The 21,254-nt window shown below is 70.7% G+C and carries 18 protein-coding genes and 1 riboswitch; of the genes, 8 read left to right on the plus strand and 10 right to left on the minus strand.

What is annotated here, in order from left to right; genetic code table 11:
- Positions 1-6: 6 nt before the first annotated feature.
- From OG711_RS11900 to OG711_RS11930, 7 genes are all read right to left on the minus strand, one after another.
- Complete coding sequence (locus OG711_RS11900) at positions 7-1,104, minus strand: ABC transporter ATP-binding protein (protein WP_073793227.1); 1,098 nt, start codon at positions 1,102-1,104, stop codon at positions 7-9.
- Positions 1,101-2,099, minus strand: coding sequence for an ABC transporter permease (locus OG711_RS11905; RefSeq protein WP_073793226.1), 999 nt, complete (start codon positions 2,097-2,099; stop codon positions 1,101-1,103). Before OG711_RS11905 ends, OG711_RS11900 begins: the two co-directional genes overlap by 4 nt.
- A 117-nt stretch (positions 2,100-2,216) precedes the next feature.
- Positions 2,217-4,004 (minus strand): ABC transporter substrate-binding protein, encoded by a 1,788-nt coding sequence (locus tag OG711_RS11910; RefSeq protein ID WP_266507884.1) that lies wholly within the window; start codon positions 4,002-4,004, stop codon positions 2,217-2,219.
- A gap of 63 nt (positions 4,005-4,067) precedes the next feature.
- The gene (locus OG711_RS11915) at positions 4,068-5,069 is read right to left on the minus strand and encodes an ABC transporter permease (protein ID WP_073793224.1); all 1,002 of its coding nucleotides are present in this window, start codon (positions 5,067-5,069) and stop codon (positions 4,068-4,070) included.
- A gap of 362 nt (positions 5,070-5,431) precedes the next feature.
- Positions 5,432-6,226, minus strand: a complete 795-nt coding sequence (locus OG711_RS11920; protein ID WP_073793223.1) for an enhanced serine sensitivity protein SseB C-terminal domain-containing protein — start codon at positions 6,224-6,226, stop codon at positions 5,432-5,434.
- Between the two features lie 167 nt (positions 6,227-6,393).
- Complete coding sequence (locus tag OG711_RS11925; protein ID WP_329559223.1) at positions 6,394-7,206, minus strand: enhanced serine sensitivity protein SseB; 813 nt, start codon at positions 7,204-7,206, stop codon at positions 6,394-6,396.
- Between the two features lie 912 nt (positions 7,207-8,118).
- Entirely contained in the window at positions 8,119-8,910 is a 792-nt protein-coding gene (locus OG711_RS11930; RefSeq protein ID WP_405673262.1) for an AAA family ATPase, read from the minus strand.
- 236 nt (positions 8,911-9,146) lie between these two features.
- A riboswitch (glycine riboswitch) is annotated at positions 9,147-9,241 on the plus strand.
- 175 nt (positions 9,242-9,416) lie between these two features.
- Here OG711_RS11930 and gcvT point away from each other — a divergent pair.
- From gcvT to OG711_RS11960, 6 genes are all read left to right on the plus strand, one after another.
- Complete coding sequence (gene gcvT / locus OG711_RS11935; RefSeq protein WP_073793219.1) at positions 9,417-10,532, plus strand: glycine cleavage system aminomethyltransferase GcvT; 1,116 nt, start codon at positions 9,417-9,419, stop codon at positions 10,530-10,532.
- Between the two features lie 136 nt (positions 10,533-10,668).
- A complete protein-coding gene (gene gcvH, locus OG711_RS11940; RefSeq protein ID WP_073793218.1) occupies positions 10,669-11,049 on the plus strand; it encodes a glycine cleavage system protein GcvH in 381 nt (126 codons plus the stop codon).
- A gap of 22 nt (positions 11,050-11,071) precedes the next feature.
- Entirely contained in the window at positions 11,072-12,340 is a 1,269-nt protein-coding gene (gene glyA / locus OG711_RS11945; RefSeq protein WP_073793217.1) for a serine hydroxymethyltransferase, read from the plus strand.
- Between the two features lie 311 nt (positions 12,341-12,651).
- Positions 12,652-14,019, plus strand: coding sequence for an L-serine ammonia-lyase (locus OG711_RS11950; protein WP_329559224.1), 1,368 nt, complete (start codon positions 12,652-12,654; stop codon positions 14,017-14,019).
- Positions 14,020-14,181: 162 nt separating this feature from the next.
- On the plus strand, positions 14,182-14,571 hold the full coding sequence (locus tag OG711_RS11955; RefSeq protein WP_329559225.1) for a hypothetical protein: 390 nt from the start codon (positions 14,182-14,184) through the stop codon (positions 14,569-14,571).
- Positions 14,572-14,592: 21 nt separating this feature from the next.
- Positions 14,593-14,886: a type II toxin-antitoxin system VapC family toxin gene (locus OG711_RS11960; protein WP_329563755.1), complete on the plus strand. Its 294-nt coding sequence runs from the start codon at positions 14,593-14,595 to the stop codon at positions 14,884-14,886.
- Positions 14,887-15,147: 261 nt separating this feature from the next.
- Here OG711_RS11960 and OG711_RS11965 read toward each other — a convergent pair whose 3' ends face one another.
- Complete coding sequence (locus OG711_RS11965) at positions 15,148-15,507, minus strand: hypothetical protein (protein ID WP_245876961.1); 360 nt, start codon at positions 15,505-15,507, stop codon at positions 15,148-15,150.
- A 363-nt stretch (positions 15,508-15,870) separates the two neighbouring features.
- The gene (locus OG711_RS11970) at positions 15,871-18,096 is read right to left on the minus strand and encodes a SpoIIE family protein phosphatase (protein WP_329559226.1); all 2,226 of its coding nucleotides are present in this window, start codon (positions 18,094-18,096) and stop codon (positions 15,871-15,873) included.
- 446 nt (positions 18,097-18,542) lie between these two features.
- Between OG711_RS11970 and OG711_RS11975 the strand changes: the two genes are divergently transcribed.
- Positions 18,543-19,604, plus strand: coding sequence for a nitroreductase family protein (locus OG711_RS11975; RefSeq protein WP_073793406.1), 1,062 nt, complete (start codon positions 18,543-18,545; stop codon positions 19,602-19,604).
- Between the two features lie 250 nt (positions 19,605-19,854).
- On the plus strand, positions 19,855-20,409 hold the full coding sequence (locus OG711_RS11980; protein ID WP_073793129.1) for a GH25 family lysozyme: 555 nt from the start codon (positions 19,855-19,857) through the stop codon (positions 20,407-20,409).
- A 108-nt stretch (positions 20,410-20,517) separates the two neighbouring features.
- Here OG711_RS11980 and OG711_RS11985 read toward each other — a convergent pair whose 3' ends face one another.
- Positions 20,518-21,045, minus strand: a complete 528-nt coding sequence (locus OG711_RS11985; RefSeq protein ID WP_329559227.1) for a hypothetical protein — start codon at positions 21,043-21,045, stop codon at positions 20,518-20,520.
- Positions 21,046-21,254: the final 209 nt, after the last annotated feature.

Raw genomic sequence — 21,254 nt, forward strand, 5'->3', positions numbered from 1 at the left:
CCTCGCTCACAGCTTGGGCGCAATCTCTTCGGTCCAGATCCGCTCCCGCTGCTCCTGCGCCATATGGCAGGCGGCCCAGTGGGCACCGCCGACCCGCGTCAGCTCGGGGCGGACCTTGCGCGTGACGTCGTCCTTGGGGACGTCCGCGTACGGGCAGCGCGGGTTGAAGGCGCAGCCGTCCGGGATGTTGATCAGCGAGGGCGGGGAGCCCTTGACCGGGATCAGCCGTTCGGTCTCCTCGCGGTCGAGCCGGGGCATCGAGCCGAGCAGTCCCCAGGTGTAGGGGTGGCGGGGCTCGTAGAACACCTGCTCGGCGGGTCCGCGTTCCACGCACCGGCCGCCGTACATCACCAGGATGTCGTCGGCGAGTTCGGCGACGACCCCCAGGTCGTGGGTGATGATGACGACCGCCGAGCCGAACTCCTTCTGGAGATCGCGGATCAGGTCGAGGATCTGCGCCTGGACGGTGACGTCGAGGGCGGTCGTCGGCTCGTCCGCGATGAGCAGTTCGGGGTTGTTGACCAATGCCATGGCGATCATGGCGCGCTGGCGCATCCCGCCGGAGAACTCGTGCGGGTAGCTGTCGACGCGTTTGTCGGGCTGGGGGATGCCGACCCGGTCGAGCATGTCGACGGCCCGCTTGCGGGCGGCCTTCTTGCTGACGTCGTGGTGGACGCGGTACGCCTCCACGATCTGCTGGCCGATCGTGTAGTACGGGTGCAGCGCGGACAGCGGGTCCTGGAAGATCATCGCCATCTCCCGGCCGCGCAGCTTGCGCACCTTGTCCGGGTCGGCGGACAGCAGCTCTTGTCCGTCGAGCCAGATCTCCCCGGAGAGCCGGGCCTTGCGCTTGCCGTACTGGCCGGCGGTGTGCAGGCCCATGATGCCGAGCGAGGTCACCGACTTGCCGGAGCCGGACTCCCCGACGATCCCGAGGGTCTTGCCCTTCTCCAGTGTGAAGCTGAGTCCGTCGACGGACTTGACCACGCCGTCGTCGGTCGGGAAGTGCACCTTCAGATCGCGTACGTCGAGGAACGCGGTGGGCGGCGGGGAGTCGGTCACGGGTTCGCCGAGGGCCGCCCCGGTCTTGCTGAGTCGGGTCATGCGAGCCTCACTCGGGGGTCGATCACGGCGTAGAGGAAGTCCACGGCGAGGTTGGCGACGATCACGGCGAGCGAGGTGACCAGGGTGACGCCGAGGATGATCGGCAGGTCGCGTTCACTGATCGCCTTGAGGACGGCCTGGCCGAGTCCTGGGAGGTTGAACGCGGTCTCGGTGAGGATCGCGCCGCCGATCAGGGCCCCGAGGTCCATCCCGAGCATGGTGAGGATCGGGGTCATCGTGGAGCGCATGGCGTGCTTGCCGATGACGACGGGTTCGGTCAGTCCCTTGGCGCGGGCGGTGCGGATGTAGTCCTCGCCGAGCACTTCGAGCATGGTGGCCCGGGTGATCCGCGCGTACATCGCCGCGTACAGGAAGGACAGGGTCACCCAGGGCAGGAGCATGCCCTGGAACCAGCCGCCGAGTCCGTCACCGATCTCCTGGTACTCGCCGTCGATCCAGCCGAGGCCGTAGTCGAAGGCGGCGAGCGAGAGCAGCGCGGTGAAGTAGATCGGCAGGGAGACGCCCGAGAGGGCGACGACCATGGCCGAGCGGTCCCACAGGGTGCCCCGCTTGAGGGCGGAGAGCACACCGGCGGCGACACCGAACAGCAGCCACAGGACGGCCGCGCCGAGCGCCAGGGTCAGGGTCACCGGCAGCCGGTCGGTGAGGACGGGCCAGATGGCCTGCTCACTGCGGAACGAGTAACCGAAGCAGGGAGCCGAGCAGTTGGTGACCTCGCCGCCCGCCGCGTAGGTGCGGCCGACGAACAGACCCTTGAAGAACTCCAGGACCTGCGCGTAGATCGGGTCGCCGAGCTGGAGCTTGTCCCGCACGGCCTCCACGGCCGCGGCGTCGGACTGCTTGCCCACGTACATCGTGGCCGGGTCGACGCCCGCCCACTGGGGGATGAGGAAGAAGATGCAGAAGACCACCACGACGATGACCACCAGCATCACTGCGGCGGCCAGCAGCCGCCTGATGAGGTATGCGAGCACAGCTCTTCGGCCCGGCGGGGGTCGCGGGCCACCGGAGGTCCTCCGGTGGCCCGCGACCCTACCGCTCCGGCCTTCACCTGCCTTTCGTGCCGTACGGCGGGTGTGCCGGGGTGGTCGTTACTTCAGGCCCAGGCTGATGAAGTCGTACTGACCGCTGTACGCGTCCGTGGTGTACACGTTGGTCAGGTCCGACGACCGGAAGTTGATGAACTTCTCGAAGACGAAGGGCAGGTAGTACGCGCCCTCCATCACCTGGTGGTTGATCTGGGTGGCGAGCTGCTCCTTCTTCGCGTCGTCCAGCTCGGTGACGAACTTGTCGAAGTTGCCGTCGATCGCCTTGTCGTTGATCATCGCGAAGTTGTTGTTACCGCTGTCGAGGATGTACTTGCTGTCCCACAGCGGCTGGCCGTAGCCCTGGACCGACGGGAAGTCGGGGCCCCAGCCCATGATGATGATGCCGTAGTTCTTGTCCTTGACGACCTTCGGGTTGCCGATGATGCCCGAGGTCTGCGAGCCGTCGTACTTGTCGATGTCGACCGTGATGCCGATCTTCTTCAGCGACGCCTGGAGCGACTCGGCGGTGGCCACCTCGACCGGCTTGTTGTTCCGGACGGCGATGGTGGTCTTGAAGCCGTTCGGCTTGCCGCACTTCTTCAGCGCGTCCTTGGCCTTGGCCTCGTCGGGCTTGCCGTCGTTCTGGGCGAGACCGTACGGGTCGTACTTCTGGCCCTCGGAGCCCGGGACGGACGGCGGGAGCATGTTGGTGCCGATGTCGCCACCGGCCATCGGGCCGCCGCGCGCGGTCTGGAGCGACTTGTGGTCGGCGCCGTAGATGACGGCCTTGCGGCACTCGATGTTGTCGAACGGCGCGACCGTCTGCGGGAACACCGCGTAGCGGATGTAGCCGGAGACCGGGTTGTCCAGGTTGTTCTTGTGGTCCTTCAGGGCCTTGATACGGCCCTGCGGGGACAGCCCGGTCTGGTTGATGTCCAGGTGGTAGTCACCGGCGAGGATGCGGTTGTCCATCTCGTCGGCGTTCGAGAACAGGGTCACCGTGACCTTGTCCGGCAGGGCCTTGCGGACCGGGTCGGAGGACTGCTTCCACTCCGTGTTGCGGACGAGGGTGATTTCCTTGTTCGGCGTGTACGACTCGAACTTGTACGGGCCGGACGAGAACGGCTTCAGACCGTACTTCGACTTGGTGTCCTTGTCCTGGCGGACCGGGGACGCCGAGGTGAGCGCCAGCATCTCCTCGAAGTCGCTGTTCGCCTCGGGCAGCTTGAAGATGATGGTCTTGTCGTCGGGCGTCTCGATCGCCTTGAGGCCGAGCTTGTCCTTGGACTTGTCCTTGTACGGGCCCGGGTACTCGCCCTTGGGGTCGAGGACGTCCTTGAGGTAGATCGGGCCGCCGGACAGCACGTCCTGCGCCCACACGCGCTGGATGCCGTACTTGACGTCCTGGGAGGTGATCGGCTTGCCGTCCTCCCAGGTGATCCCGTCACGCAGGGTGTACTTGTACGTCTTGCCGTCGTCGCTGATCTCGGCGCGCGCGTTGGCGAGGTCCGGGGTCAGGTCGGAACCGGCCTTGCCGGGCTGGGTCTGGCTGGTGACGAGCTGACGGCTGTAGTAGCGCATGAAGTTCCACGCGAAGCCGTAGTAGCCGCGGGTGGTGTCCCATGAGTCGGCGTCCTGGGCGCCCGCGAACTTGAGCGTGCCGCCCTTCGTGGTACCGGCGCTCGCGATCTTGTTGTTGGCCGCGTCGAAGCCCGCGGCCTTGCCGCCGCCCTTGCCATCGTTGTCGCCGCCGCTGTCGCCGCCGCACGCCGCCGTGGCCAGCAGCGCCGCGACCACGGCGGTCGCCGCCACGGCCTGCTTGCGCCGTCCTCTGCTGATGTGGGTAGTCACGATGTCGGTTCCTCCGTGTGATTCGTGGCCTGTCCGAGCAACGGGCCCTGGTGGTACGGCAGTTCAGCGGGAGCCCTTCGGGTCGAGCGCATCGCGTACGCCGTCGCCGAAGAGATTGAAGGAGAGGACGGTGATGAAGATGGCCAGACCCGGGATGACCATGTACATCGGGTCGGCCTCGTAGTAGCTCACCGCGGAGGAGAGCATGTCGCCCCAGGACGAGGTGGGCGGCTTGACGCCGACACCCAGGAAGCTGAGGGCCGCCTCCGTGAGGATGTTCGTCGGGATCATCATGGTCATGTACACGATGATCGGGGCCACCAGGTTGGGCAGCAGTTCCTTGAACAGGATGTAGAAGCGTCCCGCGCCGAGACTGCGGGCCGCCTCCACGTACTCGCGCTCCCGCAGCGAGAGGGTCTGGCCGCGCACCACACGGCCGACGTAGGGCCAGCCGAAGAAGCCGATGACCAGGATCATCACGAAGAGCCGGACACCGGTGCCGGTGAGCCCCAGCATCTCGTTCGGCATCACCGAGACCAGCGCGATGATGAACAGCAGCTGCGGGAAGGACAGCAGCAGGTCCATCAGCCGGCTGATGGCCGCGTCCAGCCAGCCGCCGAAGTAACCGGCGAGGACCCCGAGGACCGTACCGATCACGACGGCGACCATCGCGGACGCGAAGCCGACGAGCAGCGAGATCCGGGCCCCGTAGACGATCCGGGCGAAGATGTCGCGGCCGTTGACGGGCTCGACACCGAGCCAGTGCTCACCGCTCATCCCGCCGTACGAGCCGATCGGGGTGGAGAACAGCGGGTCGATCAGGTCCTCGTGATGGACGTCGGGGTCCTGGCCCGCGAGCTTGGTGATGAACGGGGCGAGGATGGCGACCAGGATCAGCAGCAGCACCACGGCGCCGCCGAACAGGGCGAGTTTGTCGCGTTTCAGGCGCTCCCAGGCGATACGCCCGAGGGAACGCCCCTGCACCGCCTTCCCCTCGACCGCGGCGACCTCCTCGGCGGCCGACGGGGCCGCTTGCGCGGTGGGCTCGTGCAATGGTGCCGTCATGGTGGCGGGGACCCCTTTTCTCAACCGGCGGTGACCGGCCCGTACTTGCCGCGATGGCGACATGATCAGCCGTCGTGCGTGAGGGCTGGGTGCCCCCGTCGAGCGGGGCGGCGCGGCCCCTGGTGCGGGAGTCTTCATCCCGGCCGCGATCCGTAGCCAGACCTGACAGTGAATGGATGCGCAACCGTGATGCGGTCCGGCAGGTTCCGTTATTCGAACGGGAGGTAACGAACCCCGGACACCGGCCAGTTGGAAACCGTTACAGGACGCGCGTAGACCAGTGCGACTTCTGCCCGCACAAGCCGCGCCGAAGAGTAAAAGGGGTCAACGGGCACGGAGGGCCCGTGAGGTGACAGAGCGGGTCAGTACGCGCTCTGCTGCGGCGGGTAGCCGTACCCGGCGGTAGGCGCGGCGGGGGCGACATGCGATTCACGGTCGTAGAAGGGCCGGGCGTGCGCCCGCAGCCACATCGCGACGGGGTCGTACTCGTCGGACAGCGCGACCGTCGACACGGCGAGGCCCTCGGGCACCGCGCCGATGGACTGCTGCATCATCGCCCGCACCGCGTCCACGGCACCGGGGCCGCTGTCGTACACGTCCAGCCCGATCGCCAGGTACGGGGCGCCGAGCGCGGGCTGCACCCAGGCGCGGCGCAGCGAGCGGACGGCGGGGGTGCGGTGGGCGTTCTGTCCGAGCAGCGCGTAGAACTGCGGGATCTCGATCGCCGGCTCGGTCAGCCGCAGCGGTCCGGCGGGCTGGCGCTCCAGGCCGGTGGCGACGCGCCGCAGATCGAGCCAGGGGATGCCGACACCGCCGCCGGGGGCATGCGGGTTGAGCCACAGGCCGTAGCGGTCGGGGTAGAGCGCGCGGGCGACCTCGGTGACGGGCAGCACCTCGTAGCCGCGGTTCCAGCCGCTCGCGGACAGCTCCTGGGCCGAGGTCACACACGGGGCGTAGCCGAGGCCGTCGACGTCCATGTTGCCGTACTGGGCGTCGGGCGAGCCCGAGCGGCCCTGCCACAGCAGCATCCAGACCTGGCCGGACGACGGGTCGGCCAGGGCGCGCAGCAACGCCTCGTACGCGTCGTAGCGCCCGGGGGTCACCTGGCGCAGCATGTGCTCGATCTGCCCGGCCGCAGCCGTGCCCGACGCACTCACCCTTGACCGCCCCTTCGTGACCCATCAGAACAGTTCCGCAGCCGACACGACCCGATTCGTCCGCCCCGGTCCGCCCGGGCCCCGGATCAGGCCATGAAACCAGCTTAAGCGCCACGGCCGGGACCGACTTGACGTGCCGGTCCCAGGTCGGTCACAGGTGACGGTGCTCACCGGCCCCGGGCGTAGAAGGGCCGCACCTTCTCCCGCATCCAGTCGGCGACGGGATCATGGGCGACATCGAGGAGGACGAGGTTGACCCCCCAGGCCACCGGTACCAGGCCGAGGGCGCGGCCGAGGGCGTCCAGCGGGAGTTCGCGACCGGCTCCGGCGAGCTGCGCGGGGTCCAGTTCGACGCCGACGAAGAGGTTCGGCTCGGCGCCCTCCACGCTGGCGAGGCAGCGGCGGGCCGTGGTGACGACGCCCGTGCCCTCGAACTCGGCGCTCGCGGCGGCGAGGAAGTCGACGGGGTCCTCCTTCCAGTCCGGCTCGAAGAGGCGGACCCGGCCGCCGCTGCCGGGGCCGTCGAGGGCGGTGCGTCCGGCGCGGCACAGTTCCGCGACGGCCGGGGGCGGCAGCGGGACGCCGACGGGGCCGTCGGGGTTGAGGACGATGCCGAGCTGCGGGGGCAGGCCCCGGGCGAACTCGACGGCCGGGGCGGCGGTGCCGTCCATACGGTCGCCGACGGTCTGGTGGAAGCGGTGCTCGGAGCTGAAGACGGGGACGTAGGCCTGGCCGTCGATCTCCAGGGTCGGCAGATCGAGGCTGCTGCTGGTGCGGCCGCCGCCGTTGGGGAGCGGAACCCATATCCGGCTGCGGCCCAGGGCCTCGACGATCCGGGGGGCGGCCGTGGGGACGCCCACGGAGGCGGCGAGCACCTCCTCCAACTCGTTCGCGGGCCACCCGTTGCCCTCGGGGGGGTGGGGGGCCGGTGCGGGGCCCTCCGGGGGGTGGGGGGCCGGTGCGGGGGCCGGGAACTCCATGGTCAACCACCTGCTCTGGACGGTGCGGGGTGCGGCACGCACCTTAGCGAAGTCGCGGGGGCGCGAGGTGGGGGCGGCCGCCTTCCCGTCCGTACGCGGCCCCCTCACCGGGCCGCCCCGGGCCCGCGTGCCGGGGTCCCCCGGGCTGGGCGTACCTGTTCCCGTGCGGGTCGCTCGTGGGGTGTGCGGTTCCCCGCGGGCCGCCTTCGCTTGCGCCTCTGGGTCTGCCCGGGTGGGCGTACCTGTTTCCTGTGCCGTCGCTCGTGGGGTGCGCAGTTCCCCGCGCCCCTAGGGTTCCCCGGCTGGGCGTACCTGTTCCCGTGCAGGTACTTCGGGGGTGCGCAGTTCCCCGCGCCCCTGGGTCTGCCCGGCTGGGCCCACTTGTTCCTGTGCCGTCGCTCGTGGGGTGCGCAGTTCCCCGCGCCCCTAGGTTTGCCCGGGTGGGCGTACCTGTCCCTGTGCCGTCGCTCGTGGGGTGCGCAGTTCCTCGCGCCCCTGGGTCCTCGCGTCTGGGCGTACTTGTTCCTGTGCGGGCCGGACGGGGGGCGCAGTTCCCCGCGCCCCTGGGTACTCGCCCCTGGGCGTAACTCGTCCCGTGCGGGCCCGACAGGGGTGCGCGGTTCCTCGCGGGCCTGGGGGCTGCCGCCTCGGGGCCGGCCTGTGGCTGCCTGCCGCACCCGACCGGCAGCGTCCAGGGGCGCGATCAAGGGGCGCGGGGAACTGCGCACCCCCGTCGAGCCCGCACAGCACGTGCGACGCCCACCCGGGACGACCCAGGAGCGCGGGGAACTGCGCACCCCCGAAGTACCCGCACGGGAACAAGTACGCCCAGCCGGGAAACCCTAGGGGCGCGGGGAACTGCGCACCCCACGAGCGACGGCACGGGAACAAGTACGCCCAGCCCGGGGAACCTCAGGGGTGCGGGGTACCGCGCAGACCGGGGGCGACCCGCACGGGGAGAGGCGTGGGCGCGGACCCGGAGGCGCAAGCGAAGGCGATCGTGCGGAGGGTGTCCGCCGCGGCCCGGTCGAGCAGCACCGCGGACCTGCACCCCCGGGGCAGAACCCCCCGCTCCGCGTCCCGCACCAACCGCCCCACCGCCCGCCGGTGCCGCGCGAAGGCGTACCGCGACACCCCGCGCCCCCGCTCCCGCTGCCCGTCCAGCGCGGTCCGCGGCGCGACATCGAGCAGCAGCAGATGCAGCACCGCCCCCCGCCGCCGGGCCTCCCGCGCGAGCCACCGCCGCACCCACGCCTGCGTCCCGCAGTCATGCACCACGACACCCGCCCCGGACCGCAGCGCCCTGCGCAGCCCCGCGAAGTGGGCGAACCGCACCAGCGGCCGGTACAGCGCGTACGGCACCGCCGCCGGAACCCGCCGCGCCCAGCGGTCCCGGGTGTCCTGGGAGTCGATCCGGACCGCGGCCGCGGCGGCGCCCAGGGCCCCGGCACCCGCCCCGCCCCGGAGATCCGTGTCCCCCACCGTCCGCGCCATCAGCGTCGTCTTCCCGCTGCCGGGCAGACCCGAGACGACGACGAGGTCACCGGGGTCGAAACGCAGCGCGCGGGGCCCCCTGCCCGAACGGTCGCGGAAGTCCCGTACGACACCGAGCCGCCGTTCCGCGGCCACCTCCGCGGCGGGCGCGCCCGACTGTCCGGGAAGCGCGATACCGGAAGCGCCCACCGTCACCCTGGTCCTGTTCACCGTGATCGTCCCCTCCAGTCGGTCACGTGAGCCTTCCCCGTAGAGTGTAAAGAGCGGGTAATTTCGGACAATCGTGATCGGGTACCGGTACTGCCACAGGACCGTTACGGCCCGTACCCCCTCCAACACGCCGCCCGCGGTCCGTACTCCCGTTTCCGCACTCCCGTACGGATGCTGCCCTGCCCTCGGCGGCGAATGCGTGCAATGATGAGCGCGCCAACTGCATACCGGCCGCTTGAATCCGCGCGGGAGAGCCCTCGGCCGACGCCGGGGCGCCGAAGGAGCAAGTCCCTCCCTTGAATCTCTCAGGCCCAGTTACCGCGCGGGCGAGGCACATCTGAAAAGCGGACCGCAGTACCGGGAGCCCTTGGGCCCCTGGTCCTGAGCGGTCCCACCCAAGGTGCAAACCGGACTCACCGCGCACGGCGCGTCGTCCGGCGAACCTCTCAGGTTCCGATGACAGATGGGGAGGATCACCTCGCCGTCATGCCCTGGGAGCACCCTTCATGAGCAACGCCCCCCGTCATACCGCCCTCGACGCCCTGCACCGGTCGCTCGGGGCGACCATGACCGATTTCGCGGGCTGGGACATGCCGCTGCGGTACGGGAGCGAGCGCGACGAGCACAACGCCGTACGGACCCGTGCCGGGCTGTTCGACCTGTCGCACATGGGCGAGATCACCGTCACCGGGCCGCAGGCCGTCGGGCTGCTGAACCACGCGCTGGTCGGCAACATCGGCACGGTCGGCGCGGGCCGCGCCCGGTACACCATGATCTGCCGCGAGGACGGCGGCATCCTGGACGACCTGATCGTCTACCGCACCGGCGACACCGAGTACCTGGTCGTCGCGAACGCGGGCAACGCGCAGACCGTGCTGGACGCGCTGCTGGAGCGGGCCGCGGGCTTCGACGCCGAGGTGCGGGACGACCGGGACGCGTACGCGCTGATCGCCGTGCAGGGCCCGGAGTCGCCCGGCATCCTCAAGGCCGTCACCGACGCGGACCTGGACGGTCTGAAGTACTACGCGGGCCTGCCCGGCACGGTCGCGGGCGTCCCCGCGCTGATCGCCCGGACCGGGTACACCGGCGAGGACGGCTTCGAGCTGTTCGTGGCGCCGGAGCACGCCGAGACCCTGTGGCGGGCGCTGACCGACGCGGGCGCCGGGGCAGGTCTGGTGCCGTGCGGGCTGTCCTGCCGGGACACCCTGCGCCTGGAGGCGGGCATGCCGCTGTACGGCAACGAGCTGACGACGGCGCTGACCCCCTTCGACGCCGGCCTCGGCCGGGTCGTGAAGTTCGAGAAGGACGGCGGCTTCGTGGGCCGTGAGGCCCTGACGGCCGCCGCCGAGCGCGCCGCCGCGAAGGCGCCCCGCAAGCTGGTCGGACTGATCGCCGAGGGCCGCCGGGTGCCGCGCGCCGGGTTCGCCGTCGTCGCGGACGGCGTGGTGATCGGCGAGGTCACCTCCGGCGCCCCGTCCCCGACACTCGGCAAGCCGATCGCGATGGCCTACGTGGACACCGCGCACGCCGAGCCCGGCACCCCCGGGGTCGGCGTCGACATCCGGGGCACCCACGAGCCGTACGAGGTCGTGGCGCTCCCCTTCTACAAGCGCCAGAAGTAGCGCGGCGGGCGGTCGGGCCCTCGCACGGCCCGCTCCGTCCCGCTGTGGCCTGTTCGGGCCCGTGTCCCGGCGGCCGTCTCGCATACCAAGACATCCCGTTCCCCAGCACTCCCCCGCGTACAGGAGAATTCGACTCATGAGCAACCCCCAGCAGCTTCGTTACAGCAAGGAGCACGAGTGGCTGTCGGCCGCCGGCGACGACGGTGTGTCGACGATCGGCATCACGGAGTTCGCCGCAGGCGCGCTCGGCGATGTGGTCTACGCCCAGCTTCCCGAGGTCGGCCGGCAGGTCACCGCGGGTGAGACGTGCGGCGAGCTGGAGTCGACGAAGTCGGTCAGCGACCTGTACTCGCCGGTGACCGGGGAGGTCACGGAGTTCAACCAGGACGTGGTCGACGACCCGTCCCTCGTGAACTCCGCGCCCTTCGAGGGGGGCTGGCTCTTCAAGGTACGCGTCGGCGCCGAGCCGGACGATCTGCTCTCCGCCGACGAGTACACCGCGTTCTCCGCGGGCTGACCCGAGACCGAGGGATCTACTGATGTCGCTTCTGAACACCTCTCTGCACGAGCTGGACCCGGATGTCGCCGCCGCCGTCGACGCCGAGCTGCGCCGCCAGCAGTCCACGCTGGAAATGATCGCGTCGGAGAACTTCGCCCCGGTCGCGGTCATGGAGGCCCAGGGCTCGGTCCTGACCAACAAGTACGCGGAGGGCTACCCGGGCCGCCGCTACTACGGCGGCTGCGAGCACGTCGATGTGATCGAGCAGATCGCCATCGACCGGATCAAGGAACTGTTCGGCGCCGAGCACGCCAACGTCCAGCCGCACTCCGGTGCCCAGGCCAACGCGGCGGCGATGTTCGCGCTGCTGAAGCCGGGCGACACGATCATGGGTCTGAACCTCGCGCACGGCGGGCACCTGACCCATGGCATGAAGATCAACTTCTCCGGCAAGCTGTACAACGTGGTCGCCTACCACGTGGACGAGACCACCGGCCAGGTCGACATGGCCGAGGTCGAGAAGCTCGCCAAGGAGGCCCGGCCGAAGCTGATCGTCGCGGGCTGGTCGGCGTACCCGCGCCAGCTCGACTTCGCGGCGTTCCGCCGGATCGCGGACGAGGTCGGCGCGTACCTCATGGTCGACATGGCCCACTTCGCGGGTCTGGTGGCGGCGGGGCTGCACCCCAACCCCGTCCCGCACGCCCATGTCGTCACGACCACCACGCACAAGACGCTCGGTGGTCCGCGCGGCGGGGTCATCCTGTCCACCCAGGAGCTGGCGAAGAAGATCAACTCGGCGGTCTTCCCCGGTCAGCAGGGCGGCCCGCTGGAGCACGTCATCGCGGCCAAGGCCGTCTCCTTCAAGGTCGCGGCGACGGAGGAGTTCAAGGAGCGCCAGCAGCGCACCCTGGACGGCGCGCGCATCCTCGCGGAGCGGCTGGTCCAGGACGACGCCCGCGCGGTCGGCGTCAACGTCCTGTCCGGCGGCACGGACGTGCACCTCGTCCTGGTCGACCTGCGGGAGTCCGAGCTCGACGGCCAGCAGGCCGAGGACCGCCTCCACGAGGTCGGGATCACGGTCAACCGCAACGCCGTCCCGAACGACCCGCGTCCCCCGATGGTCACCTCGGGGCTGCGGATCGGCACCCCGGCGCTCGCCACCCGCGGCTTCACCGCCGAGGACTTCCGCGAGGTCGCCGACGTGATCGCCGAGGCGCTGAAGCCGTCGTTCGACGAGACGGTGGCGGCGTCCCTCAAGGCCCGGGTCACCGCCCTGGCCGACAAGTACCCGCTGTACCCGGGCCTCTAGGCCCTTCCCGCGGGCGCCGCGCACCCGTCCTTTCGCGCGGCGCCCGTACGGTGCCCGTACCGGCGCGTGACGCGGGTACGAGCACAGGAGGACCCGCCGTACCACGAGCGCCACAAGCGCCACGGCACACCACCAGCCTGACCGCGTCACGAGCCTCACCGCACAACAAGCGTCACCGCACAACAAGCCTCACCGCACCACGAGCCTCACCGGCCCACCGGCCGACGGCCCGCAGAAACGATTCACCCACCGGTGGGTCCGCACCATCCGGCAGACAACGGCGTCTACCAGCACCAGCTAGGAGTCCTCCCGTGGCCATCTCGGTCTTCGACCTGTTCTCGATCGGCATCGGCCCGTCCAGCTCCCACACGGTCGGCCCCATGCGCGCCGCGCGGATGTTCGCCCGGCGCCTCAAGAACGACGGGCTCCTCGCCCACACCGCGTCCGTCCGCGCCGAGCTGTACGGCTCGCTGGGCGCGACCGGTCATGGGCACGGCACCCCGAAGGCCGTGATCCTGGGCCTGGAGGGCGAGTCGCCGCGCACGGTCGACGTGGAGGGCGCCGACGAGCGTGTGGAGCGGATCAAGCGGGACGGCCGGATCGAACTGGTCGGCGCCCACGCGATCCCGTTCTCCTTCGACGACGACCTGATCCTGCACCGCCGCAAGGCACTGCCCTACCACGCCAACGGGATGACGCTCTTCGCCTTCGACCACGAGGGCGCCCCGGTGCTGGAGAAGACGTACTACTCGGTCGGCGGCGGCTTCGTCGTGGACGAGGACGCGGTCGGCGAGGACCGCATCAAGCTGGACGACACCGTCCTCACACATCCGTTCCGGACCGGCGACGAGCTGCTGCGCCTCGCCCGTGAGACCGGCCTGTCGATCTCCTCGCTGATGCTGGAGAACGAGAAGGCGTGGCGCACCGAGGCGGAGATCCGCGAGGGACTGCTGGAGATCTGGCGGGTCATGCAGAGCTGCGTGGCGCGGGGCATGGGCCGTGAGGGCATCCTGCCGGGCGGTCTGAAGGTCCGCCGCCGCGCCCCGTCCTCCGCGCGGCAGCTGCGCGCCGAGGGGAACGCCGCGGCCCACTCGATGGAGTGGACGACCCTGTACGCGATGGCCGTGAACGAGGAGAACGCGGCGGGCGGCCGGGTGGTGACCGCCCCCACGAACGGGGCCGCGGGCATCATCCCCGCGGTGCTCCACTACTACATGAACTTCGTGCCCGGCGCGGACGACGAGGGCGTGGTCCGCTTCCTGCTGGCCGCGGGCGCGATCGGCATGCTGTTCAAGGAGAACGCCTCCATCTCCGGCGCCGAGGTCGGCTGCCAGGGTGAGGTCGGCTCCGCCTGCTCGATGGCGGCCGGCGCCCTCGCGGAGGTCCTGGGCGGCTCCCCCGAGCAGGTCGAGAACGCGGCGGAGATCGGCATGGAGCACAATCTGGGCCTCACCTGCGACCCCGTCGGCGGTCTGGTCCAGATCCCCTGCATCGAACGCAACGGCATGGCCGCGGTCAAGGCGGTCACCGCGGCCCGGATGGCGATGCGCGGCGACGGCAGCCATCTGGTCTCCCTGGACAAGGTCATCAAGACCATGAAGGAGACCGGGGCGGACATGAGCATCAAGTACAAGGAGACGGCGCGGGGCGGGCTCGCGGTGAATATCATCGAGTGCTGAGGGGCGGGCCCTGAACAGGCTCTTCGACCGGTCGGTACCGATGTGGTGGATCAAGGCTCCGATCCGCGGTGTCCCGGGACAGCGAAGATCGATCAATTGCCACCGAAGTCTGACTGCGAGCGAGGGTTGATGAGCCGCCGAATAACTCAAGGTGCACTGTTCGTGGGCTCGATCGGCGTCCTGATCAACACCGTGGACGCGATCGGGACGGGGCGCCTGGAGTCGCACCATGCCTTCGCCGCGCTGGTCATGCTCGGCGCGGGTGGTGAGCTGCTCAAAGAGCGGCGGCCCAAGGCTGCGAAGGCACTGTATGCCGTGGCGTCGGTGCTGCTCGTGGTTGTCGGATCCGTCGCGGGCACCCGGGCATGGGTATCGCTCCTCAGGGGCACGGCCTATGACTGGCTCGACCTCGTACTCGGGGTGCTGGTCGCGCTTTACGTCGCCGTCGGTGCAGGTCAACTGCTCGCGCGCCGGTCCCGCAGAGCATCGAGGTCCCGCGTGAGGGCCGACACCCTCAGCGAACAGCGCCGGCATCAGTCACGCACCGATTAAACCGCGGCCGAGGCCGAGGACATCCGCGTGGTCACGAGCTCCGTCACACTGGTCGAAGCACGCGACCCGAAGCTCAACCAGGCCCGCTTCGACCACGCCGTCTCCCGCGTGAACATCGTCCCGCCCACTGAGGCCATCGCCCGCCATGCCAGCAAGCTCCTCGCCGCTGCCGGGCTGCACGGCCACAAGTACGCCCTCGACGCCATCGTGGCCGCCACCGCGCTCGCCTCGCCCGCCCCCGTGACCGTACTGACGTCGGACCCCGAGGATCTCCTCATGCTGTGCCGCCCCGGCGTCCGCGTCATCAAGGTCTGACCCCGCGAGGCCGCGCCTCTCGGTCCGTCTGATCGCCTCGGCTGCGACACGGACCGCCAAGGCTCCTGTGGGGGCGCGCCCCTCACCCCGCTCACCGGCGAACTCTTGAGAGCCGTTCAAAATCGCGCTGTTCCGCAATCAGTGGGCCCCGCCCGCCAATTACGGAACAGCGGGCGGACCGGTTCCGCGAGATCCAGGAAGGGGCACGCCGGGCGGGCGGAAAGCCGCCGGAATGCGCGGCATTCGGTCGGGCGGACGAACTCAGGTGTTGTTGCGCGGCGACAGCTCGACACCCGCGACATGGGGTGTGTAACCGGCACCGCAGGACGAGTACGAGAAGCCGCTCTGCTTCCACGTACCGTAGGCGAACTTGATTGCTCCGGTGGTGTCGCGCTTGCACTGGCCCACGGCCCGGTAGGAGCCTCCGTTGTGGTGGTCGCATCGGGCGTACGTTCCCGAGCGGTGGTTGATGCCGTAGCTACAGCCGCTGGGATGCGCCTGGGGGCCGGCGGTGGTGGCCGACGCGGCCGACGCGGGGGCCGCGACCCCGAGCGAGAACAGTCCGGCCAGCAGCGCTCCGGCCGCCGGTGCGACAAGGGACCGCTTGAGGGAAGTATTCATCGACATTTCTTTCACCACTCCATCCGCTTTCGGGTCGGTAATGCGATTCGAGACGCTATCCGACACCACCGCGCTCGGCAATGACGCGGCAATACTTGTCCGAATCAGCATCGCGGAAAAACATCGCCCGAAAGGTGCGACCTCATGAAATTTCGGTCACCATCTTCATGGCGCGGGCAGGTAATGACCGGCCTTACGTAATACTCGGCATTACCCGATTCCCCGCTTTACGTAAAGCTCAGCATGACGTGGCCCGGCATGACGTAATACCCGGCTTTACCCGGACCGCTTCGAGCGCCGGGAGCACGCGGGAAATCGCGTGGGAATCGCGGGACGGGCGTCCGGGTCGCCGCGAGCGGCGCGTCACACCGGGCTGCGGCGGATCAGCAGGATCGCGATGTCGTCGTAGCCGGGGTCGGTGAAGCCGTGGGAGACGAGGGTGTCGGCCAGGAACTCCAGCCGGGTCTGCGGATCGCTGTCCTCGGGTCCCGCGGCCCATCGGGCGAACGCCTCGCGTACGGCGTCCACGGCCTCGTCGTACGGGCGGTCGGGGCGGTCGACCAGGCCGTCGGTGTACAGCAGCAGGGTGCCGCCGGGCGGCAGGTTCCCCTGGTGGACCGGGTAGGTGTCGTCGGGGAGGCAGCCCAGCGGGAGCCCGCCCGGGGTGACCACCTCGTGCACCGCGCCGCCCGGCTCCGCCTGGAGCGGGTGGGGATGACCGGCGCGGACGATCCGCAGGTCCCCCGAGTGCGCGGACACATCGACGACGCAGCAGGTGGCGAACCGATCCGTGTCGAGGCCCCACAGCGTCTGGTTGCCCCGGGACAGCAGACCGTCCGCGCGGAAGCCGTCGGAGGCGTGCGCGCGCAGGGCGGTGCGCAGCTGGCCCATCACCCCGGCGGCCTTCGCGCTGTGCCCCTGGACGTCCCCGATGACCAGCGAGGCACCGCCGTCGGGGCGGGGCAGTACGTCGAACCAGTCGCCGCCGACCTGCATGCCCCCGGCCGCCGGACGGTACCGCGCCGCGATGTCGTAGCCGGGCAGCCGGGGCAGCGAACGGGGCATCATCAGCCGCTGGAGCTCGGTCATCCGCCGCCGGGACATGTCCGAGAGCCGGGCGCGGGCCAGCGTCTGGGTGAGGATGCCGGAGACCGCGGTGGCGACGGTCTGGTCGTCGGAGGTGAACTCACGCGGTTCGGCGTACGAGATCAGACAGGTGCCCACCGTGCCGTCGGCCGAGATCAGCGGCAGGAACACGAACGCCTTGTGCGACTCGGGCGGCCGGATGCGCGGGTCGGGGAACCGGGCCACATAGGCGTCGCGGGAGGACAGGAACAGCGGATGGCCGTCGTGCAGCGCGGCGGCCATCGGGTTGTCCCGGACGGTGCCCATCATCCGCAGCCGGTCACGTATCGGCTGCGAGTAGCCGATCGCGTCCTCCAGCAGCAGCCGTCCCTCGTGCTCGATATGCAGGGCGAGCGCGCGTCCGCCCACCTCCGGCAGCACGATCCGGCCCATCACGTCGATGATGTCCCGGGTGGAGCGGGCGGCGGCGAACGCCCTGGTCACCCGCAGGACGAAGTCACGGCGAGCCTCGCGGCGGCGGCCCCGCTCGCGCTGCTCGGTGTCGTCCCAGGACACCCCGATCATGGCGTCCGGCGTCCCGTCCGGGGCCCGCTCCAGCGCGCCCTTGGCCTCCAGCCAGTGAATGCTCCCGTCGGGCCACACCACCCGGAACGCGGCGTGGTAGACCCCGCTCCGCAGCCCCTCGGCCATCGCCTCGTCCAGGGTGGAACGGTCATCGGGGTGGACGGCCTCACGGAAGGTCTCGACCCGTGAGTCGAAGGTGTCCGGTCCGAGTCCGCAGAGCAGCATCTGGCGCTCGTCCCAGACGGCCGCGCCGGTCCGGATGTGCCACTCCCAGGAGCCGATGAATCCGCTGGACATCGCCATTTCGAGGCGCGACTGCCGGGAGCGGCGGGACTCGATGCGTTCGGCGGGGTCGAGCAGGGGGCTGCCGGCCGGGAGCCCCGCGCTCTCCAGCGCCATCAGATGGTCCAGATGGTGGGCGCAGAGCGCGGCGACCATCGCCAGATGCTGGTCGTCCTCGGCGGACAGCGGGCGCGGGACGGAGAACATGACGAGCAGCGCGCCGAGGCAGCGGTCGTCCACCAGCAGCGGCGCCGCGACGAACTCGACCAGCTCCGCCGGTGCCCCCGGACCCGCCGGCCCCGGGGCGGGGCTCTCGGCGAGGCTGTGGAGCAGCCTGCGCTCCCGGACCGCGATGGAGACGGCGAACGACGAGTCCGGGGCGATCACCGGATAGCGCTCGACGGTCTCGGCGTCCAGTCCCCGCTGGGCCTCCAGCCGCAGCCAGCCGTCGTCGCTGGCGAGATAGACGGCACCGGTCCGGACCCCGGGCCCCGGACCCACCGCGTCCAGGGCCGCGCCGACCAGGGCGTCCGCGTCCTGGGCGGCGAGCAGCGCGAGGACGGTCCGCCGCAGACCGGGCACGCCGAGCCCCCCGGCCGGGGCGTCGGCCCCGTCCGGTGTCCGGTCGGTCGCCCGGTCGGCGCGGTCAGCGTTCACGGTCCCCTTGTTCCTCGGGCGCGGTGGACACCGGGTCCGTGGGTGGGCGTCCCCCGGGGCGCCCGTGTCCCGGGACGGCTGTGACTGCCACTCTAGAAAAGAGTGATGGAACCCGCCAAACTTGTACCGGTCGTTAGATATGACGCGAAGAGGGAGGATTGCCCTGTCGACGTGTGCGCGTCCGCGTCCGTACCGGTACCCGTGCTCGTACCCGTACTCGGGTTCGCGGGCGCACGGGAGTGCCGCAGGCGTCGGCAGGCCCTGACCCGCACCGTGCGGGACGGTCGCGGGTCCCGTACGGACCTCACCGGCCCGTACGGACCGCTCAGAAGAACGGGAACCCCGAGGAGGCCACGGTGTCGCTGAAGACCCCAGCCGGTCCCGACGCACACACCCCCGACCCGGACGGAGGACAGGACCCCGTCCCCGTACCGAGCCCGGAGGCGATCGCCGACCTGGTGGCCGACGCGATCACCGCGCCCTCCCTGCACAACGCCCAGCCGTGGCGTTTCCGCTACGACCCGGACCGCCGGGTCGTGGAGGTACGGGCCGATCCCGACCGCGGGATCGCGCTGTCCGACCCCGACGGCCGGGCCGCCCACCTGGGGTGCGCCGCCGCGCTCTTCAATCTGCGGGTCGCCGCCGCGCACGCGGGCTGGAAGCCCGTGACCCGGCTGCTGCCCGACCCCGGCGACCCGCTCCTGCTCGCGGAGGTCCGGCTGGACGGCGGACGCGCGCTGTACGACGCGACCCGGCTGCCGTACCGCAAGACGACGGAGACCTACCGCAGGTCCGGTGAGCCCTACGACGGCACGGCCGACGCGTACGACGAGCTGGCCGACCTGTATCCCGCGCTGCGCCGCCGCCGGACCAGCCGGGCGCCCTTCACCGAGGAGCGCATCGACGAGCAGCTGCTCGACACCCTGCGCCGGGCCGCGCTGATCGAGGGCGCGCGGCTGGCGTTCCCGGACGAGTTCCACGGCGAGACGGTCCTGGAGCTGGGACGGGAGGCCGAACGGCGGCAGCTGAGCGACACGGCCCTGCGCGAGGAGCTGGCCGCCTGGACGGGCGACCTCCGTACGCACCCGCCGGACACACCCCCCGACGACGGCGTTCCCTCGGACGCCTTCGGCCCCCGGGCACGCGCGGGGAACGCCCCGGTCCGGGATCTCGACGCGGGGGACGATTCCTCCGGACGGGCGGTGGCGGACTTCGAGCGGTCGCCGCAGCTGGCGCTGCTGGGCACGGCGGGTGACAGCCGGGCCGACTGGCTGCGGGCGGGCCAGGCCCTGGAGCGGGTCCTGCTGGAGGCGACCCTGGACGGCCTGGCCACCTCACTGGCCTCCGAGGCCCTGGAGTGGGACGAGCTGCGCTGGGCGGTACGGGACCCGGCGTCGGCCCTGAGCCATGTCCAGATGGTGATCCGCTTCGGCTACGGCGACCAGCCGGGCCCGGCACTCCGGCGCAGGCCCGTGCAGGAGGTGCTGACGGTCACGGGAGACGGGTGACGCCTCTGAACAAGCGACCTGACACCCAGTCAAGTCGATTACGGTGCGGCCGAGTTGCCCGGTGTCCGAGTGATGGGCGTTGTACGGGCCGGAGGTGGGGTACGACCGGAGCCCTGGAGGGAAGACCCGCGGCCCGGGTTCACCGCTTCGGGTGTCTTGCCCCGGAAGGGGCGGATACGCGTCCCGCCGGGCGGGCACGCTGGGGGCCGGACCGGCGCCGTGCGACCCCGGTCCGGGAGAGGCGAACCGTATGATCCGCGGCATCGATGTGAGTGCCTACCAGTCGTCGTTCGAGACCGACGGACTGGCCTTCGTGTTCGTGAAGGCGACCGAGGGCCGTTCCTACATCAACCCCCGGCAGACCGCCCAGGCCAAACAGGCCCGGGACGCGGGCTGTGTGGTGGGCTTCTACCACTTCCTGTGGCCGGGCAACATCAAGGCGCAGGCGGCGTACTTCGTGGAGGAGTGCGTGTCGAAGGGCCGTGATCTGCTGGCCGTCGACTGGGAGTGGACCGGCGAGAACACCCGGGCCAGCAACGCCGAGAAGGACGCCTTCCTGCGGGAGGTGAAGCGGCTGCGGCCGACCCACCGGGTGCTGCTGTACTGCAACCGGGATTTCTGGCTCAACCACGACGACACGTCGTTCGCCGGGGACGGGCTCTGGATCGCCGATTACACGACCGCGGGGAAACCCCGGATCAAGGCGGACTGGCGGTTCCACCAGTACACGGACCGTCCGCTCGACAAGAACCTCGGCGACTTCTCGTCCGAGTCTGCCCTGCGGAGCTGGGCGAACAGCGCCTGACGGATGCGCCGGCACGGTGACCGGCGGGAGCCGTTGCGGTTCAAGGCACCGCTCATGGTGACGCCTTGAACCCCAACGGTCCCCGGCACGGGACCCGGGGCCGCACCCTCAGGGGAAGTACCGCGCGGCCTTCTCCAGGACGTGCCCCGTGAACATCCCGCCGTACATGGGCCGTCCCTGGTAGACGGTGACCCGGGCGGACCCCGGGGCGAGTACCTCCACCGTGATCGGGCGGCCGATCACGGTCGCCCCGAGCAGCCGGGCGTCCGCCGCCGCCCAGTTCACCGCCTCCGGCTGGACACTGCCGCTGATCAGGGCCGGCAGGACCGACGCCGCGTTGCGGGCACCGGCCACACCGGTGCGGACACTTCTCGCGAACGCCATCGCCCACTCGGTGAATCCCGCGAGGGAACGGGCGTCGACCTCGGGGACCGCCGCGGCGAGGACGAACAGTTCGGCCTTGGTGCCCATCCAGCGCGCCTTGCGGTCCGACCGGCTGCCGAGTACGACCTGGTGATCGCCCCAGGTGGCCTTGGTCACCGAACATCCGTCGGCCGTCAGCCGCCCGCGGACGGCCTCCAGATACGCGGTGGCCTCGTCGGCCGACGGCGCGCTGTTCATGGGTTGCTGGGTCATACGTGGAACCTCCATCACCGTCCCGGTGCGGGAACGCCCGCCGGTACGCCGGAGTCCGTTTGCACGGGTGCCCGACTCGCGTATGACGAGAGGGAGTTGGCGTACGGTTCCCGCCGGTGGACGGGTCCGGCCGTACCGCCGGGGCCACGGCCGGATCCGGCCATGGCCCCGGAAGCCGATCCGGCGGAACCTGGAAGCCGACCTGACCG

Source organism: Streptomyces uncialis, from assembly GCF_036250755.1.
Taxonomy (GTDB): domain Bacteria; phylum Actinomycetota; class Actinomycetes; order Streptomycetales; family Streptomycetaceae; genus Streptomyces; species Streptomyces uncialis.

What these genes read in the sequence shown, in the direction of transcription:
- OG711_RS11900 (WP_073793227.1), bottom strand. Translation starts at nt 1,104, where the DNA reads ATGACCCGACTCAGCAAGACCGGGGCGGCCCTCGGCGAACCCGTGACC.
- OG711_RS11915 (WP_073793224.1), bottom strand. Translation starts at nt 5,069, where the DNA reads ATGACGGCACCATTGCACGAGCCCACCGCGCAAGCGGCCCCGTCGGCC.
- OG711_RS11925 (WP_329559223.1), bottom strand. Translation starts at nt 7,206, where the DNA reads ATGGAGTTCCCGGCCCCCGCACCGGCCCCCCACCCCCCGGAGGGCCCC.
- gcvT (WP_073793219.1), top strand. Translation starts at nt 9,417, where the DNA reads ATGAGCAACGCCCCCCGTCATACCGCCCTCGACGCCCTGCACCGGTCG.
- gcvH (WP_073793218.1), top strand. Translation starts at nt 10,669, where the DNA reads ATGAGCAACCCCCAGCAGCTTCGTTACAGCAAGGAGCACGAGTGGCTG.
- glyA (WP_073793217.1), top strand. Translation starts at nt 11,072, where the DNA reads ATGTCGCTTCTGAACACCTCTCTGCACGAGCTGGACCCGGATGTCGCC.
- OG711_RS11965 (WP_245876961.1), bottom strand. Translation starts at nt 15,507, where the DNA reads ATGAATACTTCCCTCAAGCGGTCCCTTGTCGCACCGGCGGCCGGAGCG.
- OG711_RS11980 (WP_073793129.1), top strand. Translation starts at nt 19,855, where the DNA reads ATGATCCGCGGCATCGATGTGAGTGCCTACCAGTCGTCGTTCGAGACC.
- OG711_RS11985 (WP_329559227.1), bottom strand. Translation starts at nt 21,045, where the DNA reads ATGACCCAGCAACCCATGAACAGCGCGCCGTCGGCCGACGAGGCCACC.